At 60.4% G+C, this 18,719-nt stretch carries 18 protein-coding genes; 13 read left to right on the top strand and 5 right to left on the bottom strand.

Annotated elements, in window-relative coordinates; genetic code table 11:
* Positions 1 to 69 precede the first annotated feature (69 nt).
* Entirely contained in the window at positions 70 to 561 is a 492-nt protein-coding gene (locus ACCO56_RS31035) for a thioesterase family protein (RefSeq protein ID WP_433644824.1), read from the top strand.
* A gap of 119 nt (positions 562 to 680) precedes the next feature.
* Positions 681 to 887 carry a hypothetical protein gene (locus ACCO56_RS31040; protein ID WP_433644825.1) on the top strand — a complete coding sequence of 69 codons (207 nt, stop codon included), beginning with the start codon at positions 681 to 683 and terminating at the stop codon, positions 885 to 887.
* A 311-nt stretch (positions 888 to 1,198) separates the two neighbouring features.
* On the opposite strand, the gene ACCO56_RS31045 is transcribed toward ACCO56_RS31040, so the two are convergent.
* On the bottom strand, positions 1,199 to 1,645 hold the full coding sequence (locus ACCO56_RS31045) for a VOC family protein (RefSeq protein ID WP_433644826.1): 447 nt from the start codon (positions 1,643 to 1,645) through the stop codon (positions 1,199 to 1,201).
* Positions 1,646 to 1,739: 94 nt separating this feature from the next.
* Between ACCO56_RS31045 and ACCO56_RS31050 the strand changes: the two genes are divergently transcribed.
* The 6 genes from ACCO56_RS31050 (at position 1,740) to ACCO56_RS31075 (ending at position 8,092) form a co-directional block, all read left to right on the top strand.
* Positions 1,740 to 2,210: a MarR family winged helix-turn-helix transcriptional regulator gene (locus tag ACCO56_RS31050; RefSeq protein ID WP_433644827.1), complete on the top strand. Its 471-nt coding sequence runs from the start codon at positions 1,740 to 1,742 to the stop codon at positions 2,208 to 2,210.
* A 593-nt stretch (positions 2,211 to 2,803) separates the two neighbouring features.
* Positions 2,804 to 3,784, top strand: a complete 981-nt coding sequence (locus ACCO56_RS31055) for an ABC transporter substrate-binding protein (protein ID WP_433644828.1) — start codon at positions 2,804 to 2,806, stop codon at positions 3,782 to 3,784.
* A gap of 138 nt (positions 3,785 to 3,922) precedes the next feature.
* A complete protein-coding gene (locus ACCO56_RS31060) occupies positions 3,923 to 4,801 on the top strand; it encodes an FAD binding domain-containing protein (RefSeq protein ID WP_433644829.1) in 879 nt (292 codons plus the stop codon).
* Positions 4,798 to 5,289, top strand: a complete 492-nt coding sequence (locus ACCO56_RS31065; protein WP_433644830.1) for a (2Fe-2S)-binding protein — start codon at positions 4,798 to 4,800, stop codon at positions 5,287 to 5,289. The genes ACCO56_RS31060 and ACCO56_RS31065 overlap by 4 nt, the downstream gene beginning before the upstream one ends.
* Positions 5,289 to 7,592, top strand: a complete 2,304-nt coding sequence (locus tag ACCO56_RS31070; protein WP_433644831.1) for a xanthine dehydrogenase family protein molybdopterin-binding subunit — start codon at positions 5,289 to 5,291, stop codon at positions 7,590 to 7,592. The genes ACCO56_RS31065 and ACCO56_RS31070 overlap by 1 nt, the downstream gene beginning before the upstream one ends.
* A gap of 29 nt (positions 7,593 to 7,621) precedes the next feature.
* The gene (locus ACCO56_RS31075) at positions 7,622 to 8,092 is read left to right on the top strand and encodes an SRPBCC family protein (RefSeq protein WP_433644832.1); all 471 of its coding nucleotides are present in this window, start codon (positions 7,622 to 7,624) and stop codon (positions 8,090 to 8,092) included.
* Positions 8,093 to 8,415: 323 nt separating this feature from the next.
* On the opposite strand, the gene ACCO56_RS31080 is transcribed toward ACCO56_RS31075, so the two are convergent.
* The 4 genes from ACCO56_RS31080 to ACCO56_RS31095 are packed head-to-tail and all read right to left on the bottom strand — an operon-like array spanning position 8,416 to position 11,829.
* Complete coding sequence (locus tag ACCO56_RS31080; RefSeq protein WP_433644833.1) at positions 8,416 to 8,748, bottom strand: MoaF-related domain-containing protein; 333 nt, start codon at positions 8,746 to 8,748, stop codon at positions 8,416 to 8,418.
* 22 nt (positions 8,749 to 8,770) lie between these two features.
* A complete protein-coding gene (locus tag ACCO56_RS31085) occupies positions 8,771 to 9,982 on the bottom strand; it encodes an MFS transporter (protein WP_433644834.1) in 1,212 nt (403 codons plus the stop codon).
* A 14-nt stretch (positions 9,983 to 9,996) separates the two neighbouring features.
* On the bottom strand, positions 9,997 to 10,821 hold the full coding sequence (locus ACCO56_RS31090) for an aldo/keto reductase (protein WP_433644835.1): 825 nt from the start codon (positions 10,819 to 10,821) through the stop codon (positions 9,997 to 9,999).
* A 24-nt stretch (positions 10,822 to 10,845) separates the two neighbouring features.
* Positions 10,846 to 11,829, bottom strand: coding sequence for a TIGR03571 family LLM class oxidoreductase (locus ACCO56_RS31095; protein WP_433644836.1), 984 nt, complete (start codon positions 11,827 to 11,829; stop codon positions 10,846 to 10,848).
* 87 nt (positions 11,830 to 11,916) lie between these two features.
* Between ACCO56_RS31095 and ACCO56_RS31100 the strand changes: the two genes are divergently transcribed.
* From ACCO56_RS31100 to ACCO56_RS31120, 5 genes are all read left to right on the top strand, one after another.
* Positions 11,917 to 12,843 (top strand): LysR family transcriptional regulator, encoded by a 927-nt coding sequence (locus tag ACCO56_RS31100; RefSeq protein WP_433644837.1) that lies wholly within the window; start codon positions 11,917 to 11,919, stop codon positions 12,841 to 12,843.
* Positions 12,844 to 13,521: 678 nt separating this feature from the next.
* Complete coding sequence (locus tag ACCO56_RS31105) at positions 13,522 to 14,301, top strand: IclR family transcriptional regulator (RefSeq protein ID WP_433644838.1); 780 nt, start codon at positions 13,522 to 13,524, stop codon at positions 14,299 to 14,301.
* A gap of 176 nt (positions 14,302 to 14,477) precedes the next feature.
* Complete coding sequence (locus ACCO56_RS31110; RefSeq protein ID WP_433644839.1) at positions 14,478 to 16,022, top strand: aldehyde dehydrogenase family protein; 1,545 nt, start codon at positions 14,478 to 14,480, stop codon at positions 16,020 to 16,022.
* A 99-nt stretch (positions 16,023 to 16,121) separates the two neighbouring features.
* Positions 16,122 to 17,429 carry an aspartate aminotransferase family protein gene (locus ACCO56_RS31115; RefSeq protein ID WP_433644840.1) on the top strand — a complete coding sequence of 436 codons (1,308 nt, stop codon included), beginning with the start codon at positions 16,122 to 16,124 and terminating at the stop codon, positions 17,427 to 17,429.
* A gap of 35 nt (positions 17,430 to 17,464) precedes the next feature.
* Positions 17,465 to 18,622 (top strand): NAD(P)/FAD-dependent oxidoreductase, encoded by a 1,158-nt coding sequence (locus ACCO56_RS31120; RefSeq protein WP_433644841.1) that lies wholly within the window; start codon positions 17,465 to 17,467, stop codon positions 18,620 to 18,622.
* The last annotated feature ends 97 nt before the right edge of the window (positions 18,623 to 18,719 follow it).

Here is an 18,719-nt window from a genome sequence, read left to right on the forward strand (position 1 = left end):
CTACGGGGCTAGTCGCCTATCCCTGGAAAGTCCAGCCCGATCGTTTGCGCAAACCCAAGAGGAGCCGAAATGCCGCTTCCCACACCCTTCGTTTCCCATGTCATGGAAGTGGAGAAGGAATGGATCGACTACAACGGCCATATGAACATGGCCTATTACAACGTGCTGTTCGACCGCTGCACGGACGGCGCCTTCGATCTCTTGGGCCTCGGTGCGGAATATGCGCGCACCCGGAAACTGACCATCTACACCGCGGAAGTGCATGTCTGCTATGTGCGGGAACTGCATTTGGCCGACCGGGTGACCGCGACTTTCCAGCTCCTGGACCACGACGACAAGCGGCTTCGTGCCTACAAGGAGCTTCGCCATGCCGACGGCTGGCTTGCCGCGACATGCGAGACGCTGTCGCTGCATGTCGACATGGAAGGCCCGAAGGTCGTTCCCTTTCCCCCGGACGCGCTGGCGCGGGTCGAAGCGATGCATCGAGCGCATTCGGCCCTGCCGGCGCCGGCGCGCGCCGGTCGTTCGATCGGGATCAAGCGGAAACCGGCTCACTGTTAACCTTAACAATGTTTTAAAGTGGAAGAAGCCCGCAACCCGGTTGATCCCCGGATGCTGATGGGCGACATGATGTCAGCATCGCTTCATTGCGTTCGGGCCGGGGGCGGCTGACTTGAGGCATGACGGTGACGACGGATATTCAAGCGGAGGCCGAACGACTGGCGTCCGATCCGCGCCTGACGGACTATGACTTCTGGCGGACGCTGAAGAATGTCGACAACGAGATATACCGCATAGCCAGCATCAGGCAGCCGATCCCGATCGAGATGCTGCGCTGGCGACGCATCCTCAAGCGCGCGCGATCGAGGCGCAGAGGCTGGAAGTAGCACCAGCGGCTATGAGGATCGATCGGCCCCGGGGCAAGCCCTCATCCGCCTGCCGGCACCCTCTCCCCGTCTTGGTGTTAGGACGGGGAGAAGACCGATGCCGTCTTCGCTGTCGCCAATCGCCCGCCGTCGCGACTGGCGAAACCCAGGCGGCCGTCGTCTCTCTCCCCGTTTTTTGGAAGGGGGAGAGATGTCCGGCAGGACAGTGAGGGGCCACTTGCGACCGGTCAAAGATCAACACCCATGGTACAGGACGCGCGCGGGCTTCGAAGCCACTCCGGCAATCGAGCCTTGATAGAGCGTCACATGGATCAGCCTTGCTGCGGCCTCCAGTCGGCAGACGGTATGACGTTGATCATCCACGGGACGCCGAACTTGTCGACCAGAGAGCCGAAGCCCGGCGACCAGAAGGTCTCGCTAAACGGCATGATCGCCCTGCCCCCTTCGGACAATTGGTCGAACCAGCGCTGACCCTCGGTCTTGTCCTCGGTGTGCAGTGTGACGTCGAAGCCGTTTTTGGGCTTGTCGATGTTAGGCGCCCATCCGACGTCCATGTCGGCTCCCATCAGCGCCTGGTCGCCGACTTCGAGCCAGCAGTGCATGAGCCAGTTCTTGTACTTTTCGTCGCTGATCGGCATGTCCGGAGGCGCATCGCTGTAGGGCATCGCGGCGGTGATCTTCCCGCCCAGGACCTTGGCGTAGAACTCGAATGCTTCGCGGCATTGGCCCTGAAAGCTCAAGCTGGTCACAATCTTCATGGTCTCTTCCTTGCCTTCGGTTGGGATTGGTGATTGACGTCTTTCCATATACGTTGATATCAACGTAAATACCCTACGGATGTCAACCTTTCAGATGCATCAGTCTGGCACCCTTATCTTCGAGACCACACTTCATGTGCGTCATGCCTGCCTATGCCTGCACGCACAGCAGGCAGCGCGAGCTCTCGCACGCCGCTTCGACGTCGCGCTGAAGCCCGTCGGCATCACCAGCGGGCAATTTTCCCTCCTCATGTCGCTCAACCGACCGGAACCGCCGGGCCTCGGCAGCGTGGCGGCACTGCTGGCGCTGGACAGGACGACGCTCACGGCGAACCTCAAGCCGCTGGAGCGTCGAGGCCTCGTCGAGACGGCAGCCGACCCGAAGGACAGACGCGCCAGGCGGCTGCGCCTGACACCGGACGGCCGATCCGTTCTGGTCGCGGCGCTACCGATCTGGCAGCATCTTCACGCGGAGGTAGAAGTGTCGCTATCCGACCCCGATCGTCTGCGCGCCGAACTGAGCCTCTTGTCGAAATCCGACGAGCAGCACGGCATCGCGGGATAATTGCATTTTCGTCGGTGAGCAGCAGGAGCCAGCGGGTCGCCCGAGCTCGGTGCGTCGAACTTCTGCTTCTCGTCGGCAAAGAGCTTGGGCGAAGCCTTCAGCTTCTCCAACAGCCGCGCGTTCTCGGCCTCGTGCGCCAGCACCATCGCCTTCAGCGTAATCGGGTCGTCGGGGAGTTGCTGATAAAACTGCCGCTCAGGCTCAAGCGTAAGGGCAAGTCCAGACACAAGCCGATGATCCCAGAACAGAATCGGAAAACTCACAGATCAGCCGCCATCCAGGAAGGTGGCCTCAGAACAACGCTTACGCTGATAAAGGCTGCGTACAATTTGAGCAGCTCTTGTTCCCACCCCTACGAAGCTCTGAAAGCCGATAAGTCTGCCGCGCCCACCATCAAATAGGCAGAAGTTCCGGGTATGTTCTCAACCGGAAGCTTCATAGAAAAGCTGCCCTCATGCTCCAGGGCATCTGTACTTGACAGCAGTCAGGTGTGATCACATAGTGCGATCAAGAAGTGGGATAAAAAATCGCCCTGTTCCGGGAACTGCATACTGACGATCCATAGCAGATAGCAAACCAAAGGGAGCAAGTGCATGTCGAAAGCGAAGCGTCTCATCGCGGCCGGGATTATTGGCCTTACTTCGATGTTCAGTTCGAGCCATTCGTTCGCGGCAGAGGACGTTAACATCCGCTTCAGTTACAAACTGAAAGGCGAGTACGGCTTCTTCTATCTAGGCCAGGAAAAAGGAGTCTATTCTCAGGCCGGCCTTGCGACCAATTTTGGTGAAGGCGCGAGCTCGCAAGCCGCGCTCGGATCGCTTATTCAAGGTCAGGATGACCTGATCGTTCTTCCGGGGATATTCGCAATATCCGCAATTCAGAAGGGCATGCCGATCAAGATCGTAGCGCTTTACCAGCCCGCCGCGCCGACTGTTCTGGTGTCGCATCCAGAGAAGCCCCTTAACACACCCAAAGATCTCGAAGGTAAGACAATCGCCGCTCCCATCGGCGAAACGGGAACAACTTATCTTGACGTATTTTGCGAAGTTAATGGCGTCGACTGCAGCAAAATCAAGAAAATTCAGATCGATGTCCAGGCTCGCGTCTCCCAATTCTTGACCAATCAGATCGACGTGATTGCCGCCTATAAGACTAACGACCTGCCCATTCTTGAAGCGAAAACTGGTACCACTTTCTCGGTGCTCGACCAAGTCCAGTATGGCCTGATTGTGCCTGGCATGGCCGTGGTGGCAAGCGACAACGGGATCGCGAACAAACCGGACGTTTTGAAGAAGTTCCTTGCTTCCACAGCGATTGCAATCGAACAAACACGATCTGAGCCCCAGGCAGCGGTCGCTGCCTTGAAGGCTGTCTGGCCGAAAGGCCCCGCTGACGCTGTCGTTCACAAGCAGATCGAAGCCACTTCTGCCTCCATCCCCGCTTCCGGTGAAAACCCAGTCGGATGGGTCAATGAGAAGTCGATTGCCGACGCCCTCAAGCTTCTTGATGAGGGAAGCCCGGCTGCCCAGAGGCCTATTTCCGAGTTCTACACCAACGCATTGCTGCAAAAGTAACGATTTCGTCATGAGGCTCAGGAGGTACAAATGCCAGCGTTTGGCGAGCCTCCTGAGCTGCCCGCTTTCGGTTAATTTAATGCATCGCGGCTTTGTTCGCGAGCTTTGACAGAACACGACCCTCGAAAGATCAAAAGATTGAAGCCTGCTCCGTTCGAGTATCACCGCCCAGATACTATAGAGTCCGTTATAAAGCTGCTTGAGGATTATGGTGGCGACGCCAAGATCATTGCTGGCGGACAGAGCCTTTTGCCAATGCTGGCTTTTCGCCTGCTCGCGCCAAGTGCACTGGTCGATATTTGTCGCGTACCTGATCTAAACAACACAACTTTCAGCGAACACGGAGTTGCCCTGGGTGCCAGGTTACGCTGGGTCGACATCGAGAGGGATCTCCAGCTTCGTAGTCGCTATCCTTTGCTTGTGGCGGGCGTAGAGCACATCGCCCATTATCAAATTCGCAATCGCGGGACGATCGGGGGCAGCCTGGCACACGCTGACCCTGCGGCCGAATTTCCTGCTCTCGTCCTCATTCATGAGGGCCAGATCCAAGTTCAAGGTGTCGGCGGGTCAAGGCTGATTCCTGCGGACAGCTTTTTTCACGGAATGCTGACGACTGACTTGGCGGAAGACGAAATTATCACCGGCGTCCATCTCCCTGCATGGCCCTCAACCAGATACTGGTCCTTTAAAGAGTTCGCCCGACGCACCGGAGATTTCGCACTTGCCGGGGTTGCGTTGCATTTTCAACTCAACGAGGGTCGGATTGCTGAGCCACGAATAGTGGCGTTCGGGATAGATGATCGTCCCGTTATCCTCGCACCGTTGCAATCGATATTGGATGGAGCGTTGCCCACTCCAGAAACGTTTGCAGCGATTGGCGCCGCAGCGACCAAACTGGATGTGATTGATCCCCCCTCGGACCTCCAGGCGTCATCCGATTATCGCCGCGCAATTTTAGGCGTCCTTGTTGAACGTGCCCTTGTGGACGCCTTCGACAAAAGAGGAGGAGCCCGTTGACACAGCCCATCGACATTAATCTGAATGTCAACGGACGAGACGTTCGCGTGTCCGTTGAACCACGGCGAAGTCTCGCTGACTGCCTACGTCATGACCTTTCGCTTACCGGCACTCATGTCGGCTGTGAACACGGTGTCTGTGGCGCATGCACCGTCATGATCGATGGCGAAGCAGTAAGATCCTGCCTGGTACTGGCTGTGCAAGCTGAGGATCGTCTGGTGGAGACCGTCGAAGGTTTGGCAACTGACGATTGCCTTGGGGTAATCCAGGATGAGTTTCGGAACAACCACGCTTTGCAATGCGGATTTTGCACCCCTGGCATTCTCATGACTGCCCAATCACTCCTTAGCGCTGAGCCAGAAGCCAGCAATGACCGCATCCGTGAGGTTCTCTCAGGTCATATTTGTCGCTGCACCGGATACATTCCAATCGTGACGGCCATCGCAAAAGCCCGGGATCGCTTGTCCGCAGCCAGCCGAGATCACTGATGCAGTTGAAAAATAGTCGCTATGTTGGCCAGCCGCTGCCACGTGTCGAAGATTTTCGTCTTTTGACCGGCAATGGCCTGTTTGTTGATGACTTCCACAGGCCGAATATGACGTTTGCAGTGGTCGTTCGCAGTCCGGTCGCACATGGGCGGCTGATGAGTATAGATGCCTCAGCAGCGCAAGCACTGGATGGTGTATATGCAGTTTTGAGCGCCAAAGATCTCGGCCCCGAAATACCACGCATTCCTTTCCGTATCGCAGCGTTTAAAGAGGCGACCCCCTTTCAGCAGCCTGTAATCGCGAAGGATAAAGTTCGCTATGTGGGCGAGCCCGTTGCAGTGGTCATAGCTGAGAGCCAAGCTATCGCCGAGGATGCGTCTGAGCTCATACAGATTGAGATTGACGAACTGCCACCGATTGCCTCTTCACGCGACAGCGTTCGTGGAGACGCTTTGATGCTTGAGGAGTTGAGCTCAAACATAGCGTTTCAATACAATATAGACCGCGGAAACGTAGCTGATGTCTTTTCCGGTGCATTCTACAAGAGAAGGGAAACGTTCTACGTCCAACGGCACACTGCCGTTCCCATGGAGATGCGCGGCTTGGTCGCGGATTGGGATGAAAGCAATTGTCGCATGTCGGTTTGGGGCGCTGCAAAGGTTCCATTCTTCAATCGGCATGTTCTCGCCGAAATGCTGGGTCTCCCCGACAATCGCGTGGATCTGATCGAATTGGACGTTGGCGGCGGGTTTGGCGTTCGCGGAGAATTCTACCCAGAAGATTTTCTAATACCCTTTGCGGCGCGTCACTTGCAAAAACCTGTCAAATGGGCCGAAGACCGACGCGAACATTTGATGGCGACGAACCACTCGAGGGAATTCGACTGTGAACTCGAAATCGCGTGCGACGCGCAAGGCAAGGTCCTGGGTTTGCGTGGCAAGGTCGTCGCTGATCTCGGGGCATATGTAGGGACGACCGGTGGAATTCTCGCATCCCGCGCCGCTCAATTCATGCCTGGGCCCTATGATATTCCAGCCTTAAGTATCGACGTTCTTTCGGTGGCGACCAACAAGACGCCGTCAGGGAGCTACCGCGGCCCCGGCCGCTTCGAGTCCTGTTTTGCTCGAGAACGGCTGTTCGATATCGCAGCACGAGATCTTGGGATCGACCCCGTTGCTTTTCGACGCCAGAATTTGTTGAAACCAGATCAACTCCCATACCCGACGGGGAAGCTTGTTCCTTATGAGCAGGACGCGTCGTACGACCACGGCGACCATCTCGCCGTCTTACGCCGCTGTGCCTCGGAAATAGGATGGGAAGAAAAGGCCCACTTGCGTGGTCGCGAAGTCGACGGCCGGTATCACGGGATAGGCTTCGGCAGCTTTATCGATAGCAGTGGGGCCGGACCAAAGGAAAATTGTCGCATCCGGCTTGAACAAGATAGCCGGGTATCAGTTTTCATAGGTTCGTCTGCCCTTGGTCAAGGGATAGAAACAGGACTCTCACAGATCTGCGCAGACGCGCTTGAAGTTTCGATCGAGCGCGTGGGTATATATCACGGATCGACAACCCTGCTTGACGAGGGGTTTGGGTCTTTCCATTCGCGTTCGATAATTATGGGTGGGAATGCCATTGCCGATGCTGCCGAGAACCTCAAGTCCCTCCTTAGGGTGGAAGCAGCAAGGTTGTTGGGCTGCGATATCGCCAATGTCCAATATGGAAATGAGATGTTTACGGCTCCAGCCCAGGACCCGCTCTCCATTGTCGACCTGGCTCGTCAATTGCCCAACACCATCGAGGCCGACGGTACGTTCGGGACAAAGCTCAAGCCATACGGATACGGAACGCATGCCGCACATGTGGCGGTAGACATACGAACGGGTCATGTGGAGGTTATCGATTACGTCGCCGTCGAGGACGTGGGAAAGATGATCAACCCGCTTCTGGTCCATGGCCAGAAAATTGGGGCAATCGTGCAAGGGCTCGGAGGGGTCTTTCTGGAGCAACTTTCCTATGATGAGAATGCGCAGTTTCTCACCGGCTCGTTGGCAGATTACCTCCTGCCAACGTCAACAGACTATCCTAACATACGAGCCATTTGTCTCGATCTGACCCGCACCGGACGCAATCCCATGGGCGTAAAGGGCGTTGGCGAAGATGCCATCGCGCCGGTTGCCGCCGTCATCGGGAATGCCGTCGCAGACGCGTTATCGACCTTTGGCGTTCAACCAGCACGCCTACCGCTGACTCCCTGTGCCATTTGGCAATTGTTGTGTGACACCGCGCAAAATAGGACTGAATAATCCTACTAGTATTCTCCGAGGTAAAAGCAATGGATATGACTGGTGAACAACTCATCCCGGCTCCAAGAGAGGTCGTCTGGAGTGCATTGAACGATATTGCTATCCTGAAAGACTGTATACCCGGATGCACATTTCTGGAAAAACTGGAAGACGACTCCTTGACAGCTAAATCGGCTCTGCGGATTGGGCCAATCAAAGCAACATTCACGGGCAAAGTGACTTTTAGCAACATCGTCCCTATGCAGGGATATTCGATTATAGGGGAAGGCCAAGGTGGTGTTGCAGGCTTTGCCAAGGGCGGTGCCGATGTCCATCTCAGAGACGACGAACGCGGAACAATCCTAGTCTATACGGCGAAAGCGGACATAGGCGGTAAACTGGCACAATTGGGGTCGCGACTTATTGATGCTACAGCCCGGAAACTGGCCGGGGAGTTTTTCGAGAAATTTGCGTCAGAGGTAGCCTCTAAGGCAATGGCCGAAAGCACGTCTCCAGCTTAGCCACTTGAGGCCCGTCACGAACATCCGGGAACGAGTTAAGGACGCTCCGCTTTCCAGTGGGGTCGCAGAATCGGTCGCGGTGGTTCCGCGGTTCGCGCCCGATGACTGTGTCGCGCGCTGGATATCGTCGGCCGCACGTCGCGTTGCGCGTCCCAGCCGGTCATGGTGGACGCGTCTCCTTAGAGATGATCGGGTCTCAGTTGGACGCTTCAATCAACGTCCTGATTGAAGCGTGAGCGGCGTATGTTTTCGGCGCGCCGAGTGGGTCGTTCGGCGGCAATTGTCCGGCTTCCGCCGCAGTGTTTGGCCCTTTGGCCTCCTCCTTAGCCCTGGCCGCCATCCAGGGGATGCAGAGGCCCTTCGAGACGATGAAACTGCCGGTCTGCCGTGGTGAAAAAGGCGAGTGACCGGCCGGCGTCGAAGTCGTCGATGTGAACGACGGTCGCGCCGTCCGCCTCCTGCCAGGAGATGGCGAAGGCACCGCCCTCGAGACGCCGCCACTCGAAGCTCACAGTCGCGGTATTTCCCGCCAAGGCGCCGCTGGTGATGGCATAGGTCAGCGACCGGCCGTCTTCGGCATAGGCATTCTCCGCGACGAGACCACCATAGTCGACCTCGAAGCGCCGCCCCGCCATGGGAAAGAGTGTCGTATTCATATTCGGGTTCCCTCTTCTTGCGTTACGCTTCACAGGGCCGCAGCGCCCTGCTCTTCCGGCTACCGAGCCAGACCAGCACCAAACCGGCGGCCGCGAGCACGCCGCCCGCGACGGGAACGGCCGCATAGCCGAGGCCAAGGCTGATGACCCCTGCGCCGATGGCAGCACCCAGCGCGTTGCCGAGATTGAAGGCTCCGACGTTGATGGAGGACGCCAGACCGGGGGCTTCCGACGCGGCTTGCATCACGCGCATCTGCACCGGCGGAACGATGGCGAAAGCCGCGGCGCCCCAGACGAGGAGACCGATGGCCGCTCCCGCATGACTGCCGAAGGCCAGCGGAAGGACAAGCATGATCGCGGCAAGCGCACCAAGGAATATCTTGGTCGCACCATCGAGCGACCAGTCAGCCAGCCGGCCGCCCAGCCAGTTGCCGATGGTAAAACCGACACCTATCAGTGCCAGCCCGAAGGTGACGAAGCTGTCGGATGCGCCGGTCAGCGTCTCGAGAATGGGCGCGACATAGGTATACAACGTGAACATCGCCCCCGCCCCCATAACGGTTGTCGCCATGGCAAGCAGCACCGCGGGTCTGGTGAGCACGGCGAGTTCGCGCTTCACGTTGGGCATCGCCCCACGTTCGCCCTTTGGAAGGGCCATCCACAGCGCCGTGATGGCAACGATGCCAATAAGTGCCGTTCCGGCGAAGGCCATGCGCCAGCCGATCTGCTGGCCGACCCATGTGGCGGCCGGAACGCCGCCGATATTGGCGATCGTCAGCCCCATGAACATGGCGGCCACCGCGCTTGCCTGCTTCTCCTTGGGCACGACGCTTGCGGCCACCACCGCGCCCAGGCCGAAGAAGGCGCCATGGTTGAGGCTTGTGACCAGCCGGGCAAGGAGCAGCGTGAAGTAGCCCGGCGCCACCGCCGACATCAGGTTGCCGACGGCGAAGATAGCCATCAGAAGGATCAGCGCCGTACGCTTGCCGAAGCGGCTGAAGGCCAGCGTCATGATCGGCGCGCCGACCATCACGCCGATCGCATAGGCGCTGATGAGGAGCCCAGCGGTCGGGATCGACACGTCGACCCCTTGGGCGATGACCGGCAAAAGCCCCATCGGTGAGAACTCGGTCGTGCCGATACCGAAAGCGCCGATCGCAAGAGCGAGCAGCGCCCCGCGGGCGGGTGAGGATGTTTCGGCCGTCGGAGCGGCCGTCGAGACATGGGCATTCATGATGGTTGCTCTCCTTAAGCGTCCCAGGCCGGAGCGAGGCCGGGAGGGCTGACAAGCCGGCCATCCGGGCGCGCAAGCTCGGCGATGGCGGCCATGTCGGCCTCGTCGAGGGCGAAATCGAAGATCGCGATGTTTTCCGCGACGCGTGCTGGGTTCGCCGTTTTGGAAAGGGCGACATAGCCCTGCTGGACCAGCCAGCGCAGACCGACCTGCGCGGCGCTCTTGCCGTATTTCGCGCCGATCTGCTGCAGGATCGGGTCCTTCGGCACGGCGCCGTCGGCCATGCTGTAGTAGGCGGTGATGGCGACGCCGCTGTCCCTTGCGGCAGCGACAAGTGCGCGCTGGGGAAGATAGGGATGCAGTTCTACCTGGTTGGTGACGATCGGCGCCTTGGCGCGCTCGATGGATTCCCGCATCTGCGCGATGTTCTGGTTGGAGACGCCGATGAACCGGGTCTTGCCGGCTGCCTTCACGGCATCCAGCATCTCGATCTGCGTCGCGACTGGCACCTTGTCGGCCGGCCAGTGCAGGAGAAGAAGGTCGACCCGGTCGACTTTCAACTTGTCGAGGCTCTCGTTGACCGAGGCCGAGAATCTGCCGGGGCTGTAGTTATCGACCCAGACCTTGGTGGTCAGGAACAAATCCTCGCGGCGAGCACCGGCGGCCTGAAGCGCCCGGCCGAGCGCGGCCTCGTTTTGGTAGATCTGCGCGGTATCGAAATGGCGGAAGCCGCCCTCGAGCGCGGCTGGGATGACGCGCTCCACCTCCGCGTCGGACATGCGGAACACGCCGAAGCCGAGAGCGGGAATCGTCGCGCCATGGGCGGTGACATTTTGCATCGGAAAAAACTCCTTCTGGATTGGTCAAGCGGCCTTGACCGCGCTGGACAGGTTGAGCGCCGGCATGATGTCGGACGCGATTTCATCGAGAACTTCGGCCGGCGCGCGCTGCGACTGCCGAATATTGATGGCGAGATGGTCGACGCCCGCATCGGCCAGCGCCTGGAAATGCGCAAGGACGGCACGGCGTCCTCCCCGTGCGCCGAAGCGGATCGGCGCGAGTGGCGCGAAGGCGTCACTGTCGAGGTCGAGATGGAACGCGCTGATGAAGGCCGCGCGGTCCGCCGTGGCCTCCGCCCAGCCTGCGGCCTGGGAACGAAGGCGGTGGACGCCGCTGGGATAGACGAAGCGGCCGTCCATATGCGCCGCGAGCCAGGAATCCTCCTGACGAGCCTGACCGGCTACGACGAGTGGAATGGTCGGCTGTATCGGGCGGGGCAGAAGATCGAGCTGCGGAACGCGTTCGCCGTCGACCGGTAAACCACCGGGCTGCCAAGCTGCGCGGAAATAATCCACCGCCTGCCTGAATGTTTCGCCCCGCTTTTCGAAATCGAGCCCCAGAAGCGGGTACTCGACGGGACGGTCGCCGGAGGCGACACCCAGGATCAGCCGGCCGCCTGACAGCACGTCGACGGAAGCTGCCGCCTTGGCCGTCATCATCGGATGGCGGATCGGCAGCACGACGGCGGCCGTGCCGAGCGCCATGCGCCGGGTGATGCCCGCCAGATAGCCGAGCAGGACGAAGACGTCATGCACTGAGCCGGCGTCGCCCATATTGACCTGATCGAAGATAGGAACATCGCGCATCCATACGGCGGAGAAGCCGAGATCCTCTGCCTTGCGGACCAGATCGGTCTGGGCGCTAAGGTCCGGAACGCCACGCGGGCGACCAGAGGCAGCGCGGCGAGCTTCGCCGGCCGGCGACCAGTCATTGTCGAGCGGCAGTTCGATGCCGAGGGTCATACGTCCTGGGACGTAGATGAGATCGAGAGCGGATGTGTTTGTCATGCGCCACCAAATAATGCGGTGACGTAACCTTGATAATCAGCCCGATTTCCACATCATCTGTGAAACGAAATCATAAACGAGGCGATCATGGATAACCGGACGGGCGAGATGCAGGTATTCATGCGCGTGGTGGAGACGGGAAGTTTTTCCGAAGCGGCGCGGCTGCTGCGCATGACGCCGTCGACGGTCAGCAAGCTGATCTCGCGCGTGGAGGCACGGTTGGGGGTGCGCCTCGTCGAGCGTTCCACGAGGCGTTTGTCGCTGACCACAGAAGGACAAATCTATTATGAGCGCAGCCAGGCGCTGCTTCAGGACCTCGATCTGATCGAGCGGGAGCTGTCGCATGGGGCCGCGGCGGCTGGCGGCAGAGTCCGGGTCAACGTGTCGGTCGCGTTCGGGGTGCTGGGTCTGGAGCCGCTCTTGCCCGAGTTCTGGCGCACTTATCCCAACATCGTCGTCGACCTGTCGCTCTCGGATGAGATCGTTGATCTTTATCTCGACCGCACCGACATCGCTTTCCGGGTGGGACCTCTCCCCGATTCAGGCATGGTCGCGCGCCGCATCGGGGTGGCTCGCCGCAAGATCGTGGCTTCGCCCGCCTATCTCGGCCGCTGCGGGACGCCGCGAGAGGTCGAGGATCTCTCCCGGCACAATTGCCTGGGCTTCAACTTCCGCCGCGCTGCACCGGTCTGGCCCCTGAAGGAAAGCGGGCGGATCGTCGATCGCATGGTCAACGGCTCACTGCTTGCCAACAATGGCGAGACCGTGCGGCGCATGGCGCTCGCCGGCGTGGGGCTTGCGCGCATGGGCGACTATCATGTGCGGGCCGATCTTGCCGCCGGCCGCCTTGTGGAAGTGCTCGCCGACGCGATCGAATCCGACGAGGAAGAGATACACGCCGTCTTTCTGGGAGGGCCGCGAATGCCACAACGCGTGCGTGTCTTCCTCGATTTCGTCGTGCCTCGACTGCAGCAATTCCTCGGCGACGACGCGCCCAGCAAGGGTAGCCGATGAACGGTCGTTAAATTCAGCGGCTATCCTTGCTGACGATAAAGGCAGGGCAGTCCCTAACTCGAGCGTCTTGGGCACACGGTGAATAGATGCATCCGACACGGATCGCTGTATGCCGACATGATTGTCTGCTGTTGAAGATCGGTAGCCAGAAACTGTCAGACCGACATCGTGAAGGGTTTCGGGTGCTGTCGGGCGTACGAAAGCCTCCCATGCAGGGGGCCACAGGCGGGTGGCTATGGGGATTTCGACCTACCGCTGATGTCGGCGCAGGCGGGGGTTTCGGCCGGATGTCGCGAGTTGGGTGCGGACAGGCCGCGTCGTTGCGCCTCCGCGGGATGTTGTCGGCCCGGCGCCGGTCGTCGCTCAAAGCCCAAGGTTACTATCGGCCTTGCACCCGCGCCCTCCCGCGAAGCGGGTTCGTGCATCGCAAAGGGTCGTCTATACCCTTCCGAGGACCAGAACCCTCCTGCTGCCCTTTGGGCAATTCGCGATCCACCGGCAAGGACAGCGGTTCTGCCCCAAAAGCAGCGTAGTGGCGGCCAAATTGCGCGGCAAACGCTATCCAAGCGCCACCGACACGCGCTAGCGGCTTGCACTGCACGGTCAATTTGATCATGTCTCGACGACGGCAGCCGCCAAGCCATGGTGCGTCAGCAGGCACGAATCACGAAAGAAGACATGCTCAATCAATCTCCAAAAGACAGCCCTTTGGAACGGTACATCTCCATCCTCGAGATGATCGCCCCCTTCTCCCAGGGGCTGACCGCCGCTGAAATCGAGGTCGCTCTCGACCTGCCCAAGGCTACGGTGAACCGGCTGCTCCATGCCCTGCTCGACGGAGGTCTGATCACGGCAAGCAATGCCCGCAATCGCACCTACAGGCTGGGCGATCGCATCCTCCAACTGGTGCACAGCTCCTCGAACACCGAGTGGATCGAGCCACTGGCACGGCGGCCGCTGGAACTGCTGACCGCTGAGACCGGACAATCGGCGTTCATCTCGAAACTGGCAGGCGACGAGGTGCGCTCCGTCACCTGCACTGCTCCCGATACGCTCGTGCGAATCTACATCGCACCCGGCACCATCATGCCGCTCAATGCCACGGCTACGGCCAAGGTGCTGCTCGCCTATCAGGACGAAGAAGAGGCACGGCGCATCCTGACGGGCAATTTGTCGCAGTTCACCTCCAACACCAAGACCGACGTGGATGCACTCCTCGCCGAGCTGCGCCAAACCCGCGCGCGAGGTTATGCGACGGAACTGGAGGAACATGTCGCCGGTCTGAGCACCATCGCTTTTCCGATCGGGAAAGCCGGCGGCAGGATCACCTATGCCCTTGGTCTTACAGGGCCTCATCGCGGGGTCGTTGAGGAAGACTTCGACAGGAACCGCGAAGCGGTGGCGCAGACGGCGGCACGGCTGACGAGGCTGCTCAAGCTCACCGACAAGGCCGATTAGTCCCGATATCCGCCGAGTGTCCGGTCGAGGCCTCGCGCCCAGCGCGGGGCCTCCGTGCGTTCATAAGCATGCCGGCATCCCCAGGCATCCCGCCCTCAGCCGGCAAAATGCGATTGACACGGTCTAATTTGTGCCGATTATAGAGATTAATATCGATTATCGGGACGAGATTAAACATGACCTTACCGCGAGTGACCTATTCGAACATCGGAGTCGATTTTGGGCCGGTGCACGCTCACCTCGACACCCTCATTCCCGATTTCGAAGCCAGGACGCTGACGAAGACCTGGAGCACCCCATTCGCTTCGGAAGCGGCAGTCAGCATCGCGAGCCCAATCAGCCCCGCACTTTCCCTGGGCAAATTCCCGCGCTCCAATGCGGCCGATGTGAAAGCGGCAGTCGCCGCGGCCCGCAAGGCAGCCAAAAGCTGGAATTTCGCGTCGCTCGAAGAGCGCCTGGCATTTGCCGAGCGTTGGAAGCAGGTTCTCGCCGAAGAAAAATACACCCTCGGCCTCGCCGCCCTCTACGAGGTGGGTAAGTCCCGTATGGAAGCGATCGGCGAAGCCGAAGAAGCCGTCGACATGCTGGATTACTATCCGGGCGAGTTGCGTAGCAACGCCGGATACAGGCGTCCGATGAACGAGCTGATCGAGAACGAGACCGCCGTCAGCGTTCTGAAGCCCTATGGCGTCTTCGCCGTGATCGCGCCGTTCAACTTCCCCCTTGCCCTTTCGATCGGAATGATCACCGGCGCGCTGATCACCGGTAATACCGTTGTCTACAAGCCTTCCCCGGAATGCGCGCTCACCGGCCTTCTCATCGCCGAAACGTTGAAGAAGGCAGGTCTGCCGGACGGTGTGTTCAGTATCGTGCTGGGCGACGGCGAAGTCGGCCGCCTGCTCGCGACGGATGAAGGCATCGACGGCGTGGCTTTCACCGGTTCGCACAAGACCGGGATGGGCATCTTCCGCCACATGGCCACACAGCCTCACATGAAGCCGGTCGTGGCCGAGATGGGCGGCAAGAACCCGGCTTACGTGACCGGAAAAGCCGACATTGAACGTGCGGCCCAAGGCGTGGTGCGTTCGGCCTTTGGCCTTCAGGGGCAGAAGTGCTCGGCTTGCTCGGTGGTCTATGTCGACAACGCCGTGAAGGAAGAGTTCATCCGTCACTTCAAGGATTTCGCGGCGAAGCTGGTAGTCGGCGATCCGCGCAAGGCAGAGACCTTCATGGGCCCGCTTTACAATGCCGCGACGGTGGCCCGGTTTACCGAGGCCATGGCCCAGGCCACTACCGAGGGCACTGTGCATTACGGCGGAACACGCCTCGAAGGAGCCTTGGGAGAGAACTATTTCCAAGGCGCGCTCGTGGAGATGCCCGCCCCCTCGCGCCTGACCAAGGACGAATTGTTCATGCCCTTCGTGGTCCTGCGCGGCGTCGACGGCCTCGAAGAGGCGCTCAGGGAAGGCAATGACATTGCCTATGGCCTGGCCGCAGGCATTTTCACTGAAGATGATACAGAGCTGCGTTACTTCCTGGACCATGCGCAGGCCGGCGTGCTCTACGCGAACCGCGCCAGCGGCGCGACCACGGGTGCCTGGCCAGGCGCGCAGCCTTTCTGCGGCTGGAAAGGCACCGGCGTGAGCGGCAAGGGCGGCCTCGGCACCTACTTCCTGCCGCAATTCATGCGCGAGCAGAGCCACACCATCATGACGAAATGACCGCGCTGCCTGTCGAGGCCGCTTCGTGCGGCCTCGACAGGCATGATGCCCCTTCCATCCATCACCAGCTTGTCTTCGCCCGGGCGACAGAGTCCTTTCATGTCCAGTTACACCAATTCCGCTGCACTTTACGAACGCGCAAAGCTCGTCATGCCAGGCGGCAACACGCGCACCACGGTTTATATGGAGCCTCATCCGATCTACGCGGAAAGAGGACAGGGCTGCCGTATGTGGGATGTCGACGGCAACCTCTACTATGATTGCATCAACAATTTCACGTCGATGATCCACGGCTACAACCATCCGGCCGTGACCGCGGCGGTAACCGCGCAATTGCCACTGGGCAGCGCTTTCGGGGCACCGACCCTGAGTGAGATCGAGCTGGCCGAACTGCTGGTCGAACGCCTGCCGTCGGTCGACCAGATCCGCTTCGCGAATTCGGGCACCGAAGGCGTCATGATGGCGATCAAGGCTGCGCGCGCCTTCACGGGTCGTCCCAAGATCGTGAAGATCGAAGGCGCCTATCACGGCTCCTATGACTATTCCGAGGTCAGCCTCGACAGCTCGCCGTCGAACTGGGGCGACATGCCCGCTTCGACCGCCTATGCCAAGGGCACGCCGAAGGGTGTCCTCGATGATGTCCTGGTCGTGCCCTTCAACGATACCGAAGCACTTCAGGCCGTCTTCAAGGCGCACGGAGACGAGATAGCCGGCGTTCTGATCGACCCGATGCCGAACCGGGCGGGCCTAATCCCTGCCCGCCGCGATTATCTCGAAGCCGCGGTCGAGGTCGCCCATGGCGCCGGCGCGCTCGTCATCTTCGACGAGGTGATCTCCTTCCGGCTAGGCTATGAGGGCGCGCAGGGTCTGTGGAACATCAGGCCCGATCTGACCGTGCTGGGCAAGATCATCGGCGGAGGTTTCCCGGTCGGCGCCGTCGCGGGCCGGGCCGACGTGATGGCCGTCTTCGATCCGAGCAGGGGCAAGCCCGCTCTCCCGCATGGGGGTACCTTCACCGCGAATCCCGTCACCATGCTCGCCGGCCTCGCGTCGATGAAGGCATTGACCCGGGAGAGCTTCGCGCATCTCGACAAGATCGGCGACCTCCTGCGCGCCGGCATCAATGGCGCCATGGAGAAGCATGGCGTTACCGGCATGTGCGTGGGTCTCGGCTCTCTGTTCAAGGTGCACTTCACGTCCAATCCGGTGACTGACTATCGCTCGGTCTATCCCGGCGCCAGAGAGCGCAAGATGCTCGATATCTTCCATAAGGGATGCCTCAGGCGCGGCATCCTCGCCGCCAGCTATGGCCTGTTCGCCCTCTCCACCACGATGACGGAGGAGGATGCCGGTAACATTCTGGCTGCGATCGACGACACCTTGGCCGAGGTCGCGGAACGCGCGTGACGCGCGGCCCCTCCCCCGAACGAAACGAGATTGAAATGACTTCCTCTCCCCACGTCGCCATTATCGGCGCCGGCACGCTCGGTATGGCGACCGCCAGCAACCTGTGCGCCCAAGGCGCACGCGTCACGGTGCTCGAGGCCAATGGTCTTGCCTCCGGTTCCAGCGGACGTTCCGTCGGCGTGGTGGGCACGCAATTCACCGATCCGTTCGACATCATGCTGCGCACCCACGCCATCCGCCAATTTCGCGACTGGGAAAGCAAGGGCTTCAAGTTCAACCATATCGGCTATCTCCGCCTGGCACGGACCGAAGCCCAGATGGCCCTTTTCGAACAGTCGGTAAGGATGCAGGCCGAAGCGGGCTTTCGCTCGCGAGTCTATCGGGCCCACGAACTGACCCAGCTCGTTCCGCACATGAGCGCCGATGGCCTGGCCGGAGGCATCTTCGGGCCGGACGACGGTTTCATCGATCCCTACGAGCTGTGCAACTTCCTGGCTGAAGAGGTGCGTGCAAAGGGTGCTGCCGTGCGGCAGGCGTGCAAGGTCCTGGGCGTGAAGCGCGTCGCCGGCGGCTATCTGCTCGAAACCACGAAGGGCGCGATCGGCTGCGACATCGTCGTCAACGCCGCAGGCGCCTGGGCCAGACAGGTGGCGGCCATGTTCGGCCAGGAATTGTGGGTCCATCCGGAACGGCACGAGGCCATCTCGATCCATCTCGACCGTCCTCTCGACTACGTCATGCCCATGGTGATGGACCTCGTGAACGGCGAAGGGACGGGGCTGAACTTCCGGCATGAGAAGTCGACCGAACTGATCGCCGAAGTGCACAAGGTCAAATCGCGGGAACCCGAGAACCCCGATGCATACAACGATCAATGTGATGAGGACTCCAAGGTGGATCTCGCCGAAATGCTGCTCGAGCGGGTGCCGGACCTGCCGGGTGCCAGCCTCGGCCGTGGCTGGGCCGGGCTCTATCCCGTGACCGCCGATCACCGCCCCTTCGTCGGGCCGATCGACATGTCCGAGCCCACGCTCGTGACTGCCGCCGGCGCTGGAGGCTACGGCATACAGCTATCACCGGTCATTGGCCAGGTGGCCGCCGATTGGGCACTGCATGGCGCGCCCGTCTCGGCTCCAGGAACCGAGACACTGCGTCCGACCAGTGACCGAAATCGTCCCGTCTCCCCGACGTAGCCGAACACTGCTCGCAATTTTGGGGCCAGCTACCTGAGCCGCACTAACTAACGAGAAAAGCCAGGTGGCATCGAGCAGAGTTCGGCCTTCGGGTCGA

It is taken from the genome of Mesorhizobium sp. 1B3, assembly GCF_050958605.1.
Taxonomy (GTDB): domain Bacteria; phylum Pseudomonadota; class Alphaproteobacteria; order Rhizobiales; family Rhizobiaceae.